Origin of the sequence: Bacillus sp. T2.9-1, assembly GCF_950097965.1 — a bacterium.
GTDB lineage: Bacteria > Bacillota > Bacilli > Bacillales > Cytobacillaceae > Niallia > Niallia hominis.
This window is the reverse complement of sequence record NZ_CATNHG010000101.1, coordinates 1-20,895: the sequence shown is the minus strand read 5'-3', so window position 1 is coordinate 20,895 and position 20,895 is coordinate 1. Positions and strand designations below refer to the sequence as shown.

At 34.5% G+C, this 20,895-nt stretch carries 18 protein-coding genes; 14 read left to right on the top strand and 4 right to left on the bottom strand.

The genetic code is table 11. The features are described 5' to 3' along the window. Positions 1-566: 566 nt before the first annotated feature. The 3 genes from QQZ16_RS14630 to QQZ16_RS14620 all read left to right on the top strand — a co-directional run bounded on the left by QQZ16_RS14630 (position 567) and on the right by QQZ16_RS14620 (position 3,331). Positions 567-1,307 carry an ABC transporter ATP-binding protein gene (locus tag QQZ16_RS14630; RefSeq protein WP_031536663.1) on the top strand — a complete coding sequence of 247 codons (741 nt, stop codon included), beginning with the start codon at positions 567-569 and terminating at the stop codon, positions 1,305-1,307. Further along, complete coding sequence (locus QQZ16_RS14625) at positions 1,300-2,520, top strand: ABC transporter permease (RefSeq protein ID WP_284561463.1); 1,221 nt, start codon at positions 1,300-1,302, stop codon at positions 2,518-2,520. The genes QQZ16_RS14630 and QQZ16_RS14625 overlap by 8 nt, the downstream gene beginning before the upstream one ends. A 118-nt stretch (positions 2,521-2,638) precedes the next feature. Continuing rightward, positions 2,639-3,331 (top strand): EcsC family protein, encoded by a 693-nt coding sequence (locus QQZ16_RS14620; protein ID WP_284561462.1) that lies wholly within the window; start codon positions 2,639-2,641, stop codon positions 3,329-3,331. Positions 3,332-3,723: 392 nt separating this feature from the next. Here the strand turns inward: QQZ16_RS14620 and QQZ16_RS14615 are convergent, their stop codons facing one another. Continuing rightward, a complete protein-coding gene (locus tag QQZ16_RS14615) occupies positions 3,724-4,932 on the bottom strand; it encodes a M20 family metallopeptidase (protein ID WP_284561461.1) in 1,209 nt (402 codons plus the stop codon). A 169-nt stretch (positions 4,933-5,101) separates the two neighbouring features. On the opposite strand from QQZ16_RS14615, the gene QQZ16_RS14610 reads away from it, so the two are divergent. After that, on the top strand, positions 5,102-5,761 hold the full coding sequence (locus QQZ16_RS14610) for a phosphatase PAP2 family protein (protein WP_048717154.1): 660 nt from the start codon (positions 5,102-5,104) through the stop codon (positions 5,759-5,761). A gap of 276 nt (positions 5,762-6,037) precedes the next feature. Here the strand turns inward: QQZ16_RS14610 and QQZ16_RS14605 are convergent, their stop codons facing one another. Then, positions 6,038-7,441 (bottom strand): hypothetical protein, encoded by a 1,404-nt coding sequence (locus QQZ16_RS14605; RefSeq protein ID WP_031536657.1) that lies wholly within the window; start codon positions 7,439-7,441, stop codon positions 6,038-6,040. Positions 7,442-7,895: 454 nt separating this feature from the next. Here QQZ16_RS14605 and liaF point away from each other — a divergent pair, with 454 nt between their 5' ends. From liaF to QQZ16_RS14590, 3 genes are read left to right on the top strand one after another with little or no spacing between them, the layout of a single operon-like run. After that, positions 7,896-8,633 (top strand): cell wall-active antibiotics response protein LiaF, encoded by a 738-nt coding sequence (liaF, locus tag QQZ16_RS14600; protein WP_031536656.1) that lies wholly within the window; start codon positions 7,896-7,898, stop codon positions 8,631-8,633. 8 nt (positions 8,634-8,641) lie between these two features. Next, positions 8,642-9,685, top strand: a complete 1,044-nt coding sequence (locus QQZ16_RS14595) for a sensor histidine kinase (protein WP_031536655.1) — start codon at positions 8,642-8,644, stop codon at positions 9,683-9,685. Beyond that, entirely contained in the window at positions 9,678-10,313 is a 636-nt protein-coding gene (locus tag QQZ16_RS14590; RefSeq protein ID WP_031536654.1) for a response regulator, read from the top strand. The genes QQZ16_RS14595 and QQZ16_RS14590 overlap by 8 nt, the downstream gene beginning before the upstream one ends. A 35-nt stretch (positions 10,314-10,348) precedes the next feature. Here QQZ16_RS14590 and QQZ16_RS14585 read toward each other — a convergent pair whose 3' ends face one another. After that, positions 10,349-10,867: an antibiotic biosynthesis monooxygenase family protein gene (locus QQZ16_RS14585; protein WP_048717151.1), complete on the bottom strand. Its 519-nt coding sequence runs from the start codon at positions 10,865-10,867 to the stop codon at positions 10,349-10,351. A 517-nt stretch (positions 10,868-11,384) separates the two neighbouring features. Between QQZ16_RS14585 and hemE the strand changes: the two genes are divergently transcribed. The 6 genes from hemE (at position 11,385) to QQZ16_RS14555 (ending at position 19,469) form a co-directional block, all read left to right on the top strand. Continuing rightward, the gene (gene hemE / locus QQZ16_RS14580) at positions 11,385-12,443 is read left to right on the top strand and encodes a uroporphyrinogen decarboxylase (RefSeq protein ID WP_031536652.1); all 1,059 of its coding nucleotides are present in this window, start codon (positions 11,385-11,387) and stop codon (positions 12,441-12,443) included. Between the two features lie 66 nt (positions 12,444-12,509). Continuing rightward, positions 12,510-13,454 (top strand): ferrochelatase, encoded by a 945-nt coding sequence (gene hemH / locus QQZ16_RS14575; RefSeq protein ID WP_031536651.1) that lies wholly within the window; start codon positions 12,510-12,512, stop codon positions 13,452-13,454. 343 nt (positions 13,455-13,797) lie between these two features. Then, positions 13,798-14,388, top strand: coding sequence for a TetR/AcrR family transcriptional regulator (locus QQZ16_RS14570; RefSeq protein ID WP_031536650.1), 591 nt, complete (start codon positions 13,798-13,800; stop codon positions 14,386-14,388). 73 nt (positions 14,389-14,461) lie between these two features. Then, positions 14,462-16,681, top strand: a complete 2,220-nt coding sequence (locus QQZ16_RS14565; RefSeq protein WP_031536649.1) for a YhgE/Pip domain-containing protein — start codon at positions 14,462-14,464, stop codon at positions 16,679-16,681. A 246-nt stretch (positions 16,682-16,927) separates the two neighbouring features. Beyond that, positions 16,928-17,917 (top strand): lipoate--protein ligase, encoded by a 990-nt coding sequence (locus QQZ16_RS14560; RefSeq protein ID WP_031536648.1) that lies wholly within the window; start codon positions 16,928-16,930, stop codon positions 17,915-17,917. 271 nt (positions 17,918-18,188) lie between these two features. Then, entirely contained in the window at positions 18,189-19,469 is a 1,281-nt protein-coding gene (locus QQZ16_RS14555) for a M48 family metallopeptidase (RefSeq protein ID WP_235251555.1), read from the top strand. 302 nt (positions 19,470-19,771) lie between these two features. On the opposite strand, the gene QQZ16_RS14550 is transcribed toward QQZ16_RS14555, so the two are convergent. Further along, the gene (locus QQZ16_RS14550) at positions 19,772-20,002 is read right to left on the bottom strand and encodes an IDEAL domain-containing protein (RefSeq protein ID WP_031536646.1); all 231 of its coding nucleotides are present in this window, start codon (positions 20,000-20,002) and stop codon (positions 19,772-19,774) included. Positions 20,003-20,192: 190 nt separating this feature from the next. Here QQZ16_RS14550 and QQZ16_RS14545 point away from each other — a divergent pair, with 190 nt between their 5' ends. Next, entirely contained in the window at positions 20,193-20,777 is a 585-nt protein-coding gene (locus tag QQZ16_RS14545) for a competence protein ComK (protein ID WP_284561460.1), read from the top strand. Positions 20,778-20,895 lie beyond the last annotated feature (118 nt).

The following is a 20,895-nucleotide window of genomic DNA, read 5'->3' as shown; positions in this document are numbered from 1 at the left end:
TAACATGGAAATACATGATAAGAATACCTTGTAAGGACACCCTCTTTTTGAAGGAGAGAACTTCTATTTTTATCGTTCAGGGTTCTTCTCTTTGATAAACACCTCATTTAAAAATGAATTGTTTTACTTTTCTGAGAAAAATCGATCATTGTTCAAACGAACCATCCCCTTAAATGTCTTTATAAGTTTATCAACGTATAAAGATTGGATGACAGTCTGCGACAAACACCTCATTTCAAAGTGGAAATGATTTATAAGGCTGCTTTTGATAGAAAGCAACTTGGTGTTACTGATCTTATGTTTATATCTTGCTTATGCAAGGCAAACATCCCCTTTTAAAAACGAATGGAAGTTTCTTTTAAAAGATCTCTATAGAATCTTTTGCAAACACCTCATTTAATATTGAAGTTTATACTGCAATATTTCATTGGTGCTCCCCTTCAATAAATAGAATGTCCTGATTAAGAATTTATATACAAAAGAATTAAAAGTTTTTCTGCACAATCATTTTTAATTAACGGAGAATGTTGTTAAACTATAGATAATACATATTGGAGGTACAAAATATGGCGTTGTTAGAAATAAAGAATGTTACTGGGGGATATACAAAGAATCCTGTTCTAAAAGATATTTCTTTTTCCATCAATAAGAATGAGATGGTCGGTTTAATTGGGTTAAATGGTGCAGGGAAAAGTACTACTATTCGTCATATTATTGGCTTAATGGAACCCCATAAAGGAGAAATATTCATTAATGGAAAGACGTTTGAAGGGGACAAAGAGGCCTATCGAAAAGAGTTTACCTTTGTGCCAGAAACACCTATATTATATGATGAATTAACATTGGAAGAGCATTTGAAAATAACGGCGATGGCATATGGATTATCTCAATCTGACTATCAAAAGCGAATGGAAGCATTATTAAAAGAGTTTCGAATGGAAAAAAGATTAAAATGGTTTCCTGCTCATTTTTCTAAAGGAATGAAGCAAAAGGTAATGATTATGTGTGCTTTTCTAGTGGAACCATCTCTTTATATTGTGGATGAACCATTCGTTGGATTGGATCCACTTGGTATTCAGTCTTTGCTCGATCAACTTAAGAGAATGAAGGAAAAGGGTGCAGGGATTTTAATGTCTACTCATATTCTTGCTACTGCAGAAAGATATTGTGACCGGATTATCATTATTCACGAAGGAAAAATTAAGTGTCAGGGAACGATGGAGGAATTAAGGGCGGCCTTTAATATGCCTGGTGCTACACTGGATGATCTATATATTCTTCTAACAAAGGAAGAAGAACATGTTTGAATTTAATGAAAAGCAATTATGGAAAGATAGAGCTGGACAAACAGCAAAAGAATATGGTCAATATTTAAAGTATATTTTCAATGGACATCTTGTGATAGTGTTAGTGTTTTTGTTAGGAACTGCAGCCTTTTACTATCAAGCCTGGCTGAAAACGATTCCCGATGATTTTCCTGTGGCGCTTATTATGAGCATTATCCTTACTTTTTTTCTGACAAATAGTCCTACCTATACCTTTTTAAAGGATGCCGATCGGATCTTTTTGATTGCTGTTGAGATGAAAATGAAGAAATATTTTCTGAAGTCAATGGTGGTTAGCTTTGTTATCCAAGGATATTTACTGTTGATCCTTTTGGCAGCACTAATGCCGTTGTATGCACAAGTACATGGGGGGGACTTTAGCCGCTTTTGGTATTTACTAATTGTGCTATTGATCACGAAAGGGGCTAATTTGCTTATTCGCTGGCATGTTCAATATTATGTAAATGTTCACTACCATTACACAGATACTGTTGTGCGTTTCTTTGTGAATTTAGCTATACTTTATTTATTATTTGCAGATGCTTCTCCCTACTTTATTCTTGTTTTACTCCTTATCATGGCATTTTTGCTTGTTTATTTCCAGAAGGAGACAAGCAAGAAAGGGCTAAATTGGGAATATTTAATCGAACAGGATGAAAAAAGATTAGCCTCTTTTTATCGTTTTGCGAATATGTTTACAGAGGTACCTAAACTAAGAAATCGTATTAAAAGAAGACGTTTACTTGATTTGTTGTTTAGTCGAATTCCTTATGCGAAAGATAAAGTGTTTGCCCATTTATATTGGAGAACCTATATACGTGCAGGTGACTATTTTGGACTAACACTAAGGTTAACTGTGATAAGTGGAATTTTCATCTTTTTCTTATCTTTTGGACCAGGTCAAGTTTTCATTAGTGTATTATTTGTTTTCTTAACTGGTTTGCAGTTATTGCCGCTTTGGAATGCTTATGATAACAAGCTATGGATTACTATTTATCCAGTCGAATCCTTTTATAGAGAAAAAGCTTTTAAGCAAATAATGGCTACTATTTTAGGATGGCAAGGATTTGTTTTAACGCTTATTATTGCACTTAAAGGGGACTTTTTATATGCAGTGATTTCTTTAATAGTTAATGGAGCCTTTATTGCTTTTTTTGTTTTAATGTATATAAATAAAAAAGTGAAACATTCCTAAAAGATAAGGAGCTTTAAACCTTCATTTGCCAAGGATTAAAGCTCCTTATTGATTAGTAGAAAAAAAGGGAACTATTTGTTTATAGTCAACGTAATAATAAGCAAAAGGAGGAATGCAGATGAATGAATATGAACAGAGAGCATTCATAGAAGTGGAGGAGTGGAAACGTAAACTTCAAAAACGTTCTTCTATTTTAAATAGAGTATCCAAGAAGGCACAGAATAAAATAAATGCCTATATCCCCGATAAAATTCAGCAAACAATTACCGAAGCGATCAAACAGATGATCCAAGCGACGCTTGCTGGTAGCAATATATTAAAGAAAAAGAATCTGCCACGATTTCACACTTTACAAGGAAAAGATGAGGAGTTAACGAAAAAGATTGGCCAATATAAAAAGATCGCTGTTGTAGAAGGCGCTGGAACTGGTGCCGGTGGGATTCTGCTTGGATTGGCTGATTTTCCACTATTACTTTCTATTAAAATGAACTTTTTGATGGAAACAGCAACTATCTATGGATATGATACGGACAAATTAGAAGAAAGAATCTATTTGCTTTATATCTTTCAGTTAGCTTTTTCAAGTGAAGGCAAACGAAGAGAAGTTTTAGAGGTAATCGAGAATTGGGAACAAGAAAAGCAAAAAGTTGCGGGTCTTAACTGGCAGGAGCTACAACAGGAATATCGGGATTTTATTGATTTTGTGAAAATGCTTCAGCTTGTCCCAGGGATTGGTGCCGCAGTTGGTGCCTACGCAAACTATAATTTATTAGATCAATTAGGTGAGGCTGCTAAAAATGTATATCGCTGACGTTATTTTCAAGAACAGAAACAATTAAAATAAAGAGGGTGGGACAAAACAAAATAACTAATCATTAAAGACGAACAATATTTAATTTAGCTCTAAAATAAAGCTACTTAATCTCTGTTTTTAAATATAGGTAAGTGTAAAAACCAAGACGTTCCATTGCGCTACAGACGCACGATGCGCCGGGGAGGAAGCTGAGCCTCCTCGCTGCGCTGCGGGGTCTCAGCCTTCCCTCTATTTCCCGCAGGAGTCGACCGTCCTCCGCTCCATTTCACTTCGGTTTTAAACCTTTTTCTAAAAAACAAACACGAACTTTTATACAATATAATTACATTATAGTTCGTATTTACTGTTGGTTGAAATACTTATGTCCCAGCCTCTTTTGATTCTGGAATTTACGATATTTTAATTGTATTCGTTTCTTCTTCAGAAAAGGTAAGATTGTAATTAATTGCAACAGACCCAAGTGTTTTTGCTGCAATAAGCATTGCTTTTTCGTTAATATCGAATCTTGGATGATGGTGTGGATAAGTAAGGCCGTTTGTATCAGGCATTGCACCTGTAAAGAAAAAAGCTCCTTTTCTATGCTGAAGGTAATAGGAAAAATCCTCACCTGTTAATTCTGGTTCTCCTTCTTGCACAAACACTCCTGGGATGTTTTCGGCACAACGAGCTAAAAAAGAAGTTTCTTCTGAGTGATTGACAACAGCTGGATATCCATCATCATATTCAAATTCATACGTGCTATTCGCTGTATAGCAGGTTCCTTTTATCACTCTTTCCAGCTCTTCTTTAATAAGTGCTTGCGTTTCTAAATTAAATGTTCGAACTGTTCCTCCTATTGTAGCAGTATCAGCAATTACATTAAAAGCATTTCCAGATTCAAAGTAGCCTACTGTTAAAACAGCATTGTGGATTGGGTTAACTTTTCTGCTGACAATTTGTTGCAGATTAATGACGAGTTGGGAAGCTGTAACAAGAGAATCTTTTGTCTTATGGGGCTGTGCTCCATGTCCACCTTGTCCTTGAATCTTGACTTTAAATTCATCGGCAGCAGCCATCATTGGACCAGCTTTATAGGAAACAGTACCTGTAGGAAGCGTCGCCCATAAATGAGTACCGAATATAGCATCCACATTTTCGAGACAGCCAGCTTCAATCATCGCTTTTGCTCCACCGGGGTTTGATTCCTCTGCGTGTTGGTGAATGAAAACGAAATTTCCTGACAATTTTTCTTTAAATTCATGTATTACTTTAGCAAGGATTAATAATGTCGCCGTGTGTCCATCATGACCACAGGCGTGCATAACACCTGGAACCTTTGATTTATAAGCAACTTCTTTCTCATCCTGTATCGGAAGGGCATCAAAATCAGCGCGTAAAGCAACTGTCTTGCCTGGTTTTCCTCCAGTTATTTTTGCTACTACTCCATTTCCGCCGATGTTGCCAGTAACCTGAATTCCTAATTTTTCATAGAAAGAGATGATATACTGAGCTGTTTTATACTCTTTAAATGATAATTCTGGATGCTGATGAAGGTATCTTCGTATTTCGACCATTTCGTCATAATAGTTCTCTAATTGTTCCCATATTTCTTCTAGCATCTCTTTCACCTCGTTTTACTATTTTGAATATTTTTATTATAGCATGGAAAAAGTAGGAGGATAGGAGAAAGGTAGATGGAAAAGGATTAGTTCTTAATTTTCCCCTATCCTAATGAAGGGAATGTTGTTAAAATAAGGTTTAAATGGAATATCGTATGGAGGGCAAAACATGGATATTAGAAAATCAAAAATGGCTTGGGGTCTGTTAATCCTTTCGTTCTTATTTTTTATCCTTCTTATTATTGGCGTATCTGGTCAGGAGAAATTGGCCACTGATACAGCGATAACTGATTTTATACATATCCTTTTTTCAACTAGCTTAAATCCTTTTTGGGAAGGGGTATCTTATTTAGGAGATAAGATTGGGATTGGAATCATTGCCTTGCTTTTCATCCTTTTTCTTTGGTGGAAAAAGAAAGATTATGCTGGGATTGTCACATTTGTTCTATGTGTGGGAATAGGTAATGAATTAAATAAATGGGTAAAGGATCTAGTAGTAAGACCTAGACCGATAACAGCGGATGCTATAGAGGCAGACAGTTTTAGTTTTCCTAGTGGGCATGCAATGGTAGGATTGCTTCTCTACTTGTTTATTGCCCATCTTATCGCAAAGGAAATAAAAGCAAATGCAGGGAAACTAATATTAGCAGGTGCTGCCTTTGTATTAATTCTACTAATTGGGATAAGCAGAATTGCTTTAGGGGCACACTATCCAACAGATGTTATTGGTGGCTACTTATTAGGAGGAATCTGGTTATTTATATGGGTAGGTTTGTACGAAACTTTTAAAGATAGACTGAATAGACGTAAGAATGAGGCTGGGACATAAGCGGTGCAACTAATAATAAACACGAATTTTTATGTGGTTAATTTACATAAAAATTCGTGTTTATTAATTTGGAAAAAGGTTTAATAATGAAGTGAAATGGAGCATCTGTAGCGCAATGGAACGACTTAGTTTTTACGCTTAACTATATTTAAAAACTAAATTAGAAATTGTAGCTCTTTAAAGATTAGTTATTTAGTTTTGTCCCAGCCTTTTTTTTATTTTGAAAATATGAAGCTTAATACCTTGATTGTTTATTAGTGTGGTCCGGCTGTCTATTTAGATAAGAAACATTGCGAAAATGGTGGTAACCGCTAATCCGATACAAACTGGAAGAAGATTTCGTCTAGCTAATTCAAATGGATCGACATTACATATTGCAGCAGCAGGAATTAACGCCCAAGGCACTAGAGTTCCGCCACCAACCCATATTGCAGCAATTTGCCCTAAAGCAGTTAAGGTGCTTATGCCACTGCCAATTGCATGGGCAAACAAACCAGCAATGGATCCTGCTAAAGAAATTCCGGAGAAGCCAGAACCGTCTAAGCCTGTAATAACACCAACAGCAGTTAATGTGACTGCTCCAATTTCTTTCGTTAATGGAACAGTGGAAGCTATAGCAACTCCGAGATCATTTACAATTCCGTGTGACTCTTTTGGAAGAAAGTCCCCGATAATCGTATTAAAGCCTGAGTCACCTAAATAAAAGAATGCGGCAATGGGAATAACTGGACCAAAAACTTTAAAGCCAAATTGAAAACCTTCGATTAAATAACTGGTTGTTTTTTCTAACCCCTTGTTTTTATAGCTTACTAGTGTAATTAAAAGAAGAATAATAATGGATGTTCCTCCAACTAGTGCAGTAGCATCTCCACCTTGTAAATCTAGAAGAAACATGGCAACTACGTCAAGAATAAAAAGAATCGGAATAAGAATGGCAAATAATTTCTTTTGGGTTCTGCTAAGCAGTAATTGATTAACTGAAGGAAGTAGTTCTGATGTACTGGAAGATTTGATGCCGGTCGAATAAGTTAATGTTCCTCTTTTCATATCACGTTTAATAAAATAGAAAGCAGAAATAGTGGTCACAAGTCCCATAACAATAACTAGGGGAATACTTGCATGCATGACATCTTGCACAGGGATACCAGCAGCATCTGCAGTTAGCTTTGGAGCTGCTTGAATAATATAGTCTCCTGATAGAGCGATTCCATGACCAAACAAGTTCATAGCCATGGCAACAGCAATTCCTGGCAAACCAACACGCAGCGCGACTGGTAATAAAACAGCACCAATTAATGCTACTGCAGGAGAAGGCCAGAAAAAGAAAGAAATCAACATCATTACGATACCAATCGTCCAATATGCAAGACTTGGTGAACGAATTAATTTCGAAAAGGGAGAAATCATCACATCATTAATCCCTGTTTTTGTCAAAATTTTGCTCATTGCAACGATGATGGAAATGACCACAATAGTAGGTAACAATTCTGTGATCGCAAAGATAAAACTATTAAAAATACTGCTAATCGACGTGCTTAATGACCCAGTTGCTGTAATGGCTAAAAGAAAGATTCCGACAATACAAATAAATGTTGTATCTCTTCTCATAACCATAAATCCGATAATAAAAACAATAAATAATACATATATCCAATGAAGTGCTGTTAATTCAATACCCATTTAATGCAGCTCCTTTCCCGATTTAAGGTCGATAATGCAATAGGCATTTATCACAATTCGGTTAATACAGACTATGTGGCTGCATGTAAAAGGTGATAAGTCCTTTTAAGAAAAATGGGTATCCCTCTTAACGGAAGTAATATCTATTGCTCGAGATAACAAATAAAGAGAAAGGAGGAGGACAATGAGTAGAAGATTTCTATTATTATCGATCAGGGGAGATTCTGCTTCGTTTTATGGAACCTCCTTATATCTGAAGTAAGGAGAAATTATTACATGAAAAAATGGAGACTACTTCTAAGGACGGAGAAAAAAACTTCGATAGAAGGAACAAAAATAGTCGAAATGATAGTACAATAAGTTTATATTCTTGTTGTCCTTTTTGGAATTTTATCCATATAGAAAGAAGAAATATCACCCAAAGTATAAATGTTTAAAGAAAGAAGGGAAGTCTTTGAAAAAATCTATCCCCAAAACATTGTTTTCCATTACTTTACTGGTTCTAGGCGTTATCCTATTACTCATTAGTATAGGTGTCATTTCCTTGGAAATAAAAAAAATATTTGTCATAATATATCCGTTTTTGTTGTTTATATATGGAAGTCTATCTCTTTATCATATTTCATTAAAGAGGAAAAATAATTTGTTTTTCACTTTATTTATTCTTGTGTTTTCAATTTTATTAATATTGGATCGATTCCAAGTATTGGAATTTGGTTTCGTGGATTTTTGGAGATTATGGCCATTAGTAATTATTCTTTTGGCATTAAGGCTTATTAGCCCAAAGAAATTTTCTTTTGAATATGATAATGGAGGAAACCGCTACACAAAGAAATCATTTCGAATTGGCGACGTGAAATATAACACAGACAACTGGTCTGTTGAACCAATGCATATATCTCATGGGATAGGAGATGTCTATATCGATTTTAGCAAAGCCTTTATTCCAGAAGGAGAAACTGAATTGTTTATACATGCTAGAATTGGTGACATAAAAATTATTGTTCCAGATGATTTAGCGATGAATGTTACTGCAGAAGCGAAAATTGGAGAAGTACGCATACTTCAATCAATTAGAGATGGGCTTGGAAATAGCTTAGAGTATGTAACACCCGATTATGAAGAGGCAATAAAAAAAATTAAATTGAATATTTTAATAAATATAGGCGATATAGCTGTGCAAAAGGTATAGGAGGAAACATGAAGCAGACAAGTAGCCGTTATGGATATTACCGAAATGTAGCTTTAACAAGTATGATTAGTGCTTTATTGTTATTTATAAGTATACAAATTTATTTATATTTGTTTTCTGCTTTTGTTATGACAGCTATAGAAAGTTTCATTTTAGCAGTTATTTGGTTTTTCCTAACTTCTATAATTGGTTTTTACTTCGCCTTTAAATGGAATAGCACGATTAAGAAGCAATTAGATGAGGTATTTTGGTTTACATCGTCTTTACGGAGAGGGAAAATACCAGGGAAAATGCAGCTATCCACGAATGAGTATGTATACGGTGTGAAAGAAGAACTTAATCAACTTGCAGACTATCAACAAGAACAAGTCCATTCATTGCAAAGATTAGCAAATGAAAAAATAACACTTGGCCAAACTGCTCATAATGCTGCAGTTATAGAAGAAAGGCAAAGACTTGCAAGAGATTTGCATGATGTTGTCAGTCAACAATTATTTGCATTAAACATGATGTCTTCTGCTGCATATAAAGTTTTTGACAGCAATCCAGTTTTGGCAAAAGAACAGTTAAAAGAAATTGTGTCGATTGCAGGAAAAGCACAAGGAGAAATGCGAGCATTATTGCTACATTTAAGGCCCGTTGAATTAAGTAATGATACATTGTGTGATGGAATTATTAAGCTAATTCAAGAATTGAAGGGAAAAACAACGCTCCATTTTTCTGCGAGCATTGATGAAATAGAAGGTTTAACTACGGCTGGACAAGAACATTTATTTCGAATCGTACAGGAAGCCTTATCCAATGTGCTTCGTCATTCCCATGCAGATAAAGTAAGAATCATTTTGGAAGAGCGCGGAAATTATGCTCATTTACATATTGGAGATAATGGAAAAGGATTTGATCCAACTATAGAAAGGATAGCTTCCTATGGATTAAAAACGATGAGAGAGCGTTGTGAAGAAATTGGTGGCATAATGGAAGTTCGCTCGAAAATTGGAGAAGGTACATATATTGATATTAGAGTTTCGACTAAGGGGTGGGAAAATGATTAAAGTAGTAGTTGTTGACGATCATGAGATGGTCCGGAAAGGGATTATATCTTATTTAATGACAGAGTCGAATATTCAAATTGTAGGAGAAGCCAATAGTGGTCAAACGGCTGTTCAGCTTGTTATAAAAGAAAAGCCAGATATTGTCCTGATGGATTTACTGATGGAAAACGGAAATGGAATCGAAGCAACTAAAGCCATTCTAACAGAATATCCTAGCTGTAAAATCATTATTATAACAAGCTTCTATGATGAAGCTCAAGTAATTCCAGCGATAGAGGCAGGTGCCTTTAGCTATTTACTAAAAACAGCGAGTGCCTTTGAAATTGTTCAGGCTATTAATAAAGCCAATAGTGGAGAAGCAATAATTGAGCCTAAAGTTGCTAATGTTATGGTCAAAAAATTACGAGCAACAGAAAGAAAACCCCATGATGATCTAACAGAAAGAGAATCGGAAGTACTAATGTGTATTGGAGAAGGCATGACAAATCAAGCGATTAGTGAGGAATTATATATCGGGATAAAAACGGTAAAGACCCATGTTAGCAATATATTATCCAAGCTAGGAGTAGCCGACCGAACACAAGCAGCTGTTTATGCAAATCGAAATGGCATAATTAAGACAAGGTAGTTAGTTGTTCAGCAGGCTACAGGGATTATGTATGATTAATCTTCCTCTGGAATCGTTAATTGCATGAAATATGGTTTTCCATTAAAGATAGAATGCTGCGAATTATTCCAGCCTTTTTCACTATTATTTCCGATTGGCGCATTTGCATTTTCTGGATGCTGCATCCACTTAATATAGCTTGCTTTATTTTCCCATAGACAAAGGATAATAAAAGTATCTCCTTTTTTAGGACGGAGGAATCGAATGGCTTTCATTTCTCTATGTGGATTAGATGAAAAATATTTCATTATATTATGCTCATAAACAGGTTTATTATCTTCACTTACAGGTACATAATTCATTGTTATAAATCCGTTATTTTCTAATATTCCATAGGTAAATAAAATGTCATAGCTTCTTGGTTCCTTGAAAAAAGAAGGATTCTGACTTTCATGAAGCAGTATTGCCCTGTCACTATTTATATCTTGCATTAACAATAAAGTTTCTTTAGAAAATTCATTCTCGTATTTTTTCCATAAATAATCATATGTTCCGCTAGTAAGATAGATGTTCACTGATCTTCCTCCTATGTCACAAGATACTATTAGCATACAATAAAAATGGAAAAGTTACTATGGAAATAGAGAAGGGAGGCACATGAATAAACCTTTAACGGATTTTTAAATAATCGCAAATAGGAAGAAGCAGATGTTTTTCTAAGATGCTTTTAATTGTTGGGGTGCTGCATGGCTAATCGGATAAAAATGTCTAAATTGTGACAATCCGATGAGTTATCTATGCAAAGGTAGTGAAAAAGATATATTATTAAAATGTATGCATGATTGAGTGGGAGTAATTTTACATAAAATAAGGTGGAGTGTCTGGTGAGTGAGGACATTCCTTTTTATTGGGGATGATAAGTTTTTGAGAAAAGTAATTGGGAAAGTGCAAAAAAATTTCCCGCTTTCAAAACTTTTTACTTGCATAATATTTATAAATATTATAATTTAATAATGATTATAAATAAGTTGAGTATAACCACTAATATAGATACAATGGAAATCATACCTTTGAAAGGTGGACATTAAGAGGATGAGCAAACAAGTGAAAGATACATTTATTAAAGCGGCAAAAGGACAGCCGACTGATTATGTTCCGGTATGGTATATGCGACAGGCTGGTCGTTCCCAACCTGAATATCGAGCAATTAAAGAAAAATATTCTTTATTCGAAATAACACATCAGCCAGAATTATGTGCATATGTTACGAAATTACCAGTCGATCAGTATGATGTCGATGCAGCCGTGCTTTATAAAGATATTATGACACCACTTCCAGCAATCGGTGTTGATGTTGAAATAAAATCAGGAATTGGACCAGTGATAGAGAATCCCATTCAATCAATGGATGATGTTGCAAAACTTGGTATGTTACATCCTGAACAAGATATTAAGTATGTCCTTGATACGATTAAGCTCCTTACAACCGAGCAATTAGATGTTCCTTTAATTGGTTTTTCTGGTGCACCATTTACCCTTGCCAGTTATATGATTGAAGGGGGTCCATCGAAAAATTATCATAAAACAAAAGCATTTATGTATGCAAAACCGGAAGCCTGGACTACTCTTATGGATAAACTTGGCGATATGGTTATTACCTATGTAAAGGCACAGATTCAAGCTGGAGCTAGTGCTATTCAAATTTTTGATTCATGGGTTGGCGCATTGAACGTGGTAGACTATCGTATTTTTATTAAGCCTGTAATGGAAAGAATTTTTTCAGCGTTAAAGGATGAAAATGTACCACTAATTATGCATGGAGTTGGTGCAAGCCATTTAGCTTTAGAATGGAACGACCTTCCCCTCGATGTAGTTGGCCTAGATTGGAGATTACCTATATCTGAGGCAAGAAAAATGGGGATAAAAAAAGCAGTTCAAGGGAATTTGGATCCGGCAGTTCTGCTTGCACCATGGAGTGTCATTGAAGAGAGAACGAAAGCAATTATTCAGCAAGGTATTAAAACCCCTGGCTTTATCTTTAATTTAGGGCATGGCGTATTCCCGGATGTAGATCCAGCGGTGTTGAAAAGATTGACTGGATTTATTCATGACTATTCTGGTGATTTATTAAGCAAGCGTGAAGGTAAATAAAAATTATTTAAAAGGATATATAAAGAAATAAGATACAAAATAATAGGAAAGAAGAGAGGTAATGAAATGAGTCGTAAAAAAATGGGTCTTCTAGTGATGGCATATGGAACTCCATATAAAGAAGAGGATATTGAAAGATATTATACGGATATTAGACATGGCAGAAAGCCGACAGATGAAATGCTTCAAGACTTAACGAGTCGCTATGAAGCAATTGGCGGGATTTCTCCATTAGCAAAAATTACGATGGAACAAGCAAAAGGCTTGGAGGCCCGTCTTAATGAAATTCAAGAGGATATTGAATTTAAAATGTATTTGGGCTTAAAGCATATTGAACCATTTGTAGAAGATGCCGTAAAGATGATGCATGATGATGGGATAAAAGAAGCAGTAAGTATTGTATTAGCTCCACATTATTCTACATTTAGTATTAAATCATATAATAATCGTGCAAAAGCAGAAGCGGATAAGCTAGGCGATTTAACTATTCATAGTATTGAAAGTTGGTATAAAGAGCCTAAGTTTATCAACTATTGGGTAAATCAACTAAAAGAGACATATAGCAAAATGTCTCAAGAAGAAAGAGATAATGCAGCTTTAATCGTATCAGCACATAGTTTGCCAGAAAAAATTCTTCAATATGGAGACCCTTATCCAGAGCAATTAAAGGAAACAGCAAATTTAATTGCAAAAGGGGCAGGAATTTCTACTTATTATCTAGGTTGGCAAAGTGCTGGCAATACACCAGATCCTTGGCTAGGACCAGATGTTCAGGATTTAACAAGAGATCTATACGATAAATATGGATATAAAGCATTTGTTTATGTTCCAGTAGGATTTGTTGCAGAACATTTAGAGGTTTTATATGACAATGACTACGAATGCTTGGTAGTTACAAAAGAAGTTGGTGCAAGTTATTATCGACCAAAAATGCCGAACGCACAGCCAGAATTTATTGATGTATTAGCAACAGTCGTATTAAAAGAAATTGCCGTACCTACTAAAGGATAAGCTAAAAAATAATTTTTCTTGACATTATTATATTGTAAACGGAACCAAGTGATTATTACGAAAATCGCTTGGTTTCTTTTGTTGCAAGCAGCTTAACACTGTGATATATTCTTCTTTGTACTAACTGACCGAAACGTTATTTTAGTCAGTCTCGTAATAGAAGCGGTCTTTCATAAGGGAGTTTTTCCTTTATATTTTTAAGATTAGAGTACATTGGAGACATGTTTTTGAGTGAACCAGTTAATGGAGAATATTTACTCGCTTAATAATAGGAAGGAAAAGACTGGTGCTTTGTTTTCTGCTTACATATGGAAAATTGCGCTATAAGAAAGAGGTGGGATATATGACTGTTGATCGTAGGAATCTTATTTTAGAAGCAGCGGCAAAATCATTTTCCATGTTCGGCTATAAAGCAACAACTATGGATCATGTCGCTAAAATCGCAAACGTAGGAAAAGGAACCATTTATACTTTTTTTAAGAATAAGGAAGAGCTTTTTTACGAAATCATAAATGATTTGATAGCAGAAATGAAGGAAAGAGCAGATGAGTCATTTGATCCATCCTCTACGTTTATGGAAAATGTCCATCGTGCATTGATGAATATGCTTGAGTACCGCAAAGAACATCAGTTGACGGTTAAACTTTTTCAAGAGCAACGAGAAATCGGCACTTTAGAAGTAAAGGAAGTTATTAGTCATTTAGAAAATGCCATATTAAATTATATGAAGATACGTGTGCAAGAGGCAGTAGATAAAGGGGAAATTCAAATAAAGGATACAGAATTAACCTCGTTTATTATCTTTAAAGTATATTTAGCATTAATATTTGAGTGGGAGAAAAACCACCCGCCTCTAAGCTCAGAGGAAATAGCTTCTAGTTTAGAAATGCATTTATTTTATGGATTATCAGGTGATTCTCTAGTTTCTAAGTAAAGGGGATTTGTAATTAATAATTGAAAGTAATGGAAAAGAATAATAGAGTTATGGAAAAATGGAGGGGAATTACATGAAACAAAGTTTATTAAAGGCAGAGCTGTCCTCTATTTTTAAAAATAAAATGATGCTCATTTCTGTTATTGCTATTGTATTTATTCCAATATTATATGCAGGCATCTACTTATGGGCCTTTTGGGATCCTTATGGAAACTTAGACAAATTACCCGTTGCAGTCGTTAATGAAGATACCGGGACAGAAATGAACGGGAAATCATTAGAGATTGGTAACGATTTAGTTGAAAACTTAAAGGACAGCGAAGATTTCCACTTTATTTTTGTTGATAAAAAAACAGCATATGAAAATTTAGAAAAGCAAAAGTATTATATGTTGATAGAGATACCAAAAGATTTTTCGGAAAATGCGACGACCTTACTTGAAGATAATCCACAGAAATTAGATTTGAAATATATCTCTAATCCTGGCTATAACTTTATTTCTTCTCAAATAGGGAACTCTGCAATTGAAAAAATTAAGCAAGGTGTAAGTAAAGAAGTAACGGAAACTTATGCGGAATCTATTTTTGAAAACATTACAGAAATGTCAGATGGCTTAAAAACAGCAAGCTCTGGTGCAAAAGATTTAGAAGAAGGAACAGATAAAATTAAATCTGGGACAGAAGAGGTTTATTCTAACTTAAAAACACTTGCTGAAAAGTCAATTCAATTTTCTGATGGTGTAAATAGTGCGAATGATGGAGTGAAAGAGCTAGCAGATGGTGCGGGGGATTTGAATAAAGGGTTATCGGAGTTACAATCCGCACAAGGGGAATTAAGTACTGCCGCTGAGCAATTACAAGCAGGGGATCAATCCATTCTGGATGGCGTGTCTCAAACAAAAGATGGAATCAATACAGTTAAAGCGAGTATACCTTCGCTAATCGAAGGGACAAATCAGCTTCAAACTGGTTCAGATAATTTATCGCAAAGTTTAACAGAATGGAGTGATAAATCAGAACAATTAGCTGCTGGAGCAAATCAATTAAATGAAGGTGCTAAAACCTTACAGGAAACAATAAATTCGATTATGCCGATGCTACAAGGATTACCAGAAGAAAATCAACAGCAGTTAATGGCAGCCATTCAAGGGTTGGTGGACGGAAGCTCTTCTATTGCTACAAATACAGTGGCTTTGAGCCAAGCAGCAGACCAGCTGGCAGAAGGTGGAGTGAGCCTTTCAAGCGGTCTAACTGAATTAAATGAAGGTCAAAAACAGCTTCAAACAGGTGTTAATCAGTTAAGTGATGGTAGCTCGAAGTTAGAAAGTGGGGTAAAGCAACAGGTAGCTGGTCAAGAACAATTTGTGTCTGGAATGAATCAGTATGCCTCTGAATTCTCAAAAGCTGTCGATGGGTCTTTTAATTTAGCTGAAGGTGCGAATACATTGCTAACAGGAATGAATACACTTGCAACTGGTTCCACTGCTTTATCAGATGGAACCAACTTGCTGAAAAACGGTTCAAAGGAACTGGTTAATGGAACTTCTACCTTATTGGATGGTAGTAAAGAGCTATCTTCTAAATTATCCGATGGAGCGGAGGAAGCAAGTTCCATACATTCGGATGAAAAAACCTATGATATGATTGCAGAACCGATTTTAGTGGACCAAGAAAAGGTATCGGATGTTCCGAATTACGGAACGGGCTTAGCTCCATATTTTATCTCACTTGGATTGTTTGTTGGTGCTTTAATGTTATCTATCGTTTTCTCTTTTGCCGAACCAGAGAGACAGCCAAAAAGTGGTATGCGTTGGTTTTTAAGCAAAACGATCATTCTAGTTGGAGTGGGTGTCTTGCAGGCACTAGTTGCGTCCTTTGTATTGCTCGTTATTTTGGGTATGGAAGTTCAAAGCGTACCGTTGTTTATCCTATTTACTGTTCTAACTAGTTTAGTATTTTTCTCGATTATCCAATTTTTTGTTACGTTATTTGGAAATCCTGGACGGTTTATTATCGTAATAATCATGATTTTCCAATTAACTACAAGTGCGGGAACATTTCCGTTAGAGTTAATACCAAATGTATTACAACATATCCACAATCTATTGCCAATGTCTTATTCAGTAGCTGGCTTAAAAGCGGTAATCTCAACTGGTGATTTTGAGTATATGTGGCATAATGCAGAGATTTTGGGGATTTATCCAATATTGTTCTTTGCAGGTACAGCTATTTACTTTATCTTTAAATATAGACGTCATTATATAAACAATGACATGGAAGTTACTGCGGAATAATAAGAAAGCTGCTGCTTTGTATCTTCATAGAAACTCTATTGGATATTTATGATAGAAATTCTTGAAGCTGCCAAATAGCAGCTTTTTGATTGTGCAGCCAAATCTGTGTTATAAAAAACTTTGCCAATTCTATGAAAAAAGTACAAATGAAGTGATTATTTCAGGTTTTTTCGTTATAGTATAAAAGGGTAATTAAATTCGGGAAAATAGGATATAATTCTACAAAATTTTAAGGGGTGTCTTTTTATGTTATTTATAGATAATAAAGGGATTACAGATCCGCGTATTAATCTTGCAATAGAAGAATATGCTTTGAAAAATCTAGACATAAATGAAACTTTTCTTTTATTTTATATAAATGAACCTTCCATCATTATTGGGAAAAACCAAAATACGATAGAAGAAATTAATACCGATTATGTAGAATCAAAAGGCATACATGTTGTCAGAAGATTGTCTGGTGGCGGTGCTGTTTATCATGATTTAGGCAATTTAAATTATAGCTTTATTACAAAGGATGACGGGGATAGCTTTCATAATTTTAGAAAATTCACAGAGCCTGTTGTCCAAGCGCTTAAAAGCATGGGAGTAAATGCTGAATTAAGTGGTCGCAATGATCTTCTTGCAGAAGGTAGAAAAATTTCTGGTAATGCCCAATTCTCTACAAGAGGAAGAATGTTTACCCATGGTACCTTGTTATTTGATTCTGAAATGGATCATGTTGTGTCAGCATTAAAAGTGAAAAAAGACAAAATTGAGTCAAAAGGGATTAAATCTGTAAGAAGTAGAGTAGCGAACATTACTGAATTTCTACCAGAAAAAATATCGGTGGAAGAGTTTCGTCGTCTTTTATTAGTTTATCTTTTTGACGGGGAAGAGAATATCCAAGAGTATGTATTAACAGAAGAAGATTGGGAGAAAATTCATCAATTATCAAAAGAAAGATACCAAAATTGGGATTGGAATTATGGAAAATCACCTAAATTCAATCTGCAGCATTCTCATCGTTTCCCAGTTGGGCAAATTGATGTAAGATTCGATGTGGTTAAAGGAATTGTGAAAAACTGTAAAATTTATGGTGACTTCTTTGGTGTTGGCGATGTAGAGGATATCGAGAAACGCCTTATTGGTATCCGCTATGACCGCGCAGAGTTAGAAAAGGCATTAGAAGACATTTCTATTAAGCATTATTTTGGGAATGTAACAAAAGAAGATTTTCTGCAATTGATTTATTAATAACTTCAGAGCATATTTTAGCATCTAAAATGATAGTGGTTATCCTATTGTTTAGGATGCTTTTTTACGTTCTTTCAGTGAATAATATTTCTTTAGTGGAATGGCGCGGACAATTTTTTATGTTTAACTGATAAAACAGTGTTAAACAGATGTCGATTCCAATGACTAATAAGATAAACAAAATAAATAGCAAAAAATACTCCTTTTAGTTCTAAAAATTCTTTTTTGGACTACTTATTAATAATAGGTTGTACTAGGCAGGAGGGAGATTATGACTAGAAAAATTGGTTTTTATGCAGTGGTTGCCTATGTGTTATACGGCTTGTTTTTTTATTGGTATTTATTTCAATACACTAGTCCAACTTTGCCATTTGAATTTCAGGGGTCTAGAGCTGATCCAAGTACTTTTCTAAATAGCAGAGAATTAGTATTAAGTGAGGAATATTCACGGGTAAGAAATTTCTTGTTTTTTATATCAACACCATTTGAATGGCTTCTATACTTATTCATTTTATTATTTGGTTTTTCGAAAGCATTTAAAAAATGGGGAGAGTCTTCTGCTAAATATAAGCCGCTACAAACAGCTATTTATTTATTTTGGCTGAATATAACAGCATTTGTTTTGACCTTTCCTCTTGGGTATATCAGTTATTCCTTATCAAAGACTTATCATATCTCTACACAAAGCTTTCCATCCTGGATGAAGGACGAAATGATTGATTTTTGGGTGAATTATGTTATTTTGTATCTCCTTGTCATCGTTTTATATTGGCTTATGAAAAAAAGTCAAAAGAGATGGTGGCTTTATGCATGGTTTTTATCTATTCCGTTTACATTATTTCTCACGTTTATCCAACCGGTTGTTATTGATCCGCTCTATAATGATTTCACCCCTTTAAAGGATAAGGCATTAGAGGCTGAAATATTGAAGTTAGCGAGTGCTTCGAATATACCAGCTAACCATGTTTTCGAAGTGAATATGTCTGATAAAACTAGTGCATTAAATGCATATGTTACTGGAATAGGAAGCAATGCAAGAATTGTCCTATGGGATACGAGTTTAAAGGAATTAGAGAATGACGAAATTTTATTTGTTATGGCACATGAAATGGCTCATTATGTAGAAAAACATATTTATATTGGGATAGGCATTTCTTTATTCTTTTCCTTGTTTGGTTTATATTTTGTTTATAAATTAATGCACTGGATTGTGAATAGATGGGGAGATGCACTTAAAATATCGAGAGTAGAGGATATCCATTCTTTTCCTCTAGTACTTTTATTAATTTCCATGTTGCTGTTTGCTGTAAATCCAGTAACTAATTTAATTTCAAGATATGAAGAAAAAAGGGCTGATGACTATGCAGTCCAATTAACAGAAGATCCAGAAGCAGGTATTGTTACTTTTCAAAAGTTAGCAAAAACGGGATTGAGTGAAGTAAACCCACCTTTATTAGTAAAAATATTCCGTTATAGTCATCCGACAATGCTAGAAAGAATCAGTAAGCTAGAAGAGGAAAGCATCCGTTTGCAAAATCAACAGCAAGAATGATCGTTTCCATGTGGGATACTACTAATCTTTAAAGACGGATAATCTCTAATTTAGCTCTTGAATAAAGCTACCTTTATTTCAAATAACGATAAACACGAAGTATTATGTAATCATTTTGCATAAATGCTCGTGTTTATTATTTTAAACATAGATGTAAAAACGACTTAGTTTTTATACTTTACTAAATTTAAAAACATAGATAACTATCATGAGCAAAAGATAAAGGATGTCTCAAAGGGCTTAATTCAGCTAGCTGGATTAGCTCTTTGGGGCATCCTTAAATTATTTAGAACTCTTTATTATCAAGTACCGAAGCGCTTACATAATAAGTTGAATTTAATACTTAGTTCGTTAAATTTTTCTTTATTTCGTTCATCAATGGCTTTATCAATCAAGGACATCAAACTTGCTTTTTCATTATTTAATTGAATTTCAGAAAGCAGCATTTCAATGTAGAGGTCTTTTACATAAGTTTCTGTGTTCTTTTTCTTGCCACTTAACTTTGTAAACTCAGTGTAGGACTTATCATTCATTGTCTTTCCCTCCTGATGCCTTTTTAATATTATATGGGAAAATTTGATAATTATCAATCTATTTTTTAATAATTTAGAAATTTGATTATAAAGTATGTCTATGTTCTGAAAATTTAGGAAGTATTTAGGTTAATTAGGTAAAAAGTGCTATTATTAGGTTAGTTTACTAAATAAAAGGAGTGATTTATTGATGGAAGAAAAATATGTAATAGTTGATAATTATGCTATTAATTATCATACGCGAGCAGTGCTCCCTTATAAGTTGGCTAATGGTGTTATCTATTCAAAGATATACGAACAAAATAACGTTTTTTTATGCAAACATAGCCCGCTAATGATTGTTAAAAATACCTGTAGTTATCTGGGGAGCTCCTATGAAGGAAGGAGAGAGGGAACTCGTCGGTTAATGACCTATTACCATAAGGTTCCAATCGTAATTGATCCATATAATTCTGTTTATTTTTTTCCTACTCATTCTCCTAGAAATCAAAACTGTGCATGGATTTCACTTCATCATATTCTTGACATTAAAAAAATAGAAGCGTCCAAAGTAAGAATCACCTTCCAAAACTCACAAAAGATTGAAATAGGGATTTCCATCTATTCTCTGAGAAATCAAATAATGAGGACGAATTCATATAAAACTTTGCAACATTATAATTATGAAGCTAGTATGAATCCCAAACTCACGTATAAAAGTGGAATGGATAAACAGATAGAGCTGGCAGAAAACCAAATGAAATATAAAAAGAAGTGGAGTAAATCGGTGAACTGACCTAGCCAAATGAGACATATATAAAACACCTATCCATATTAAATTTAACACTTTTTCATTAATTTGATATTGGTTCTTTACTGGAAATAGTTCAGGCACTTTGTCACTTTACTTGGAG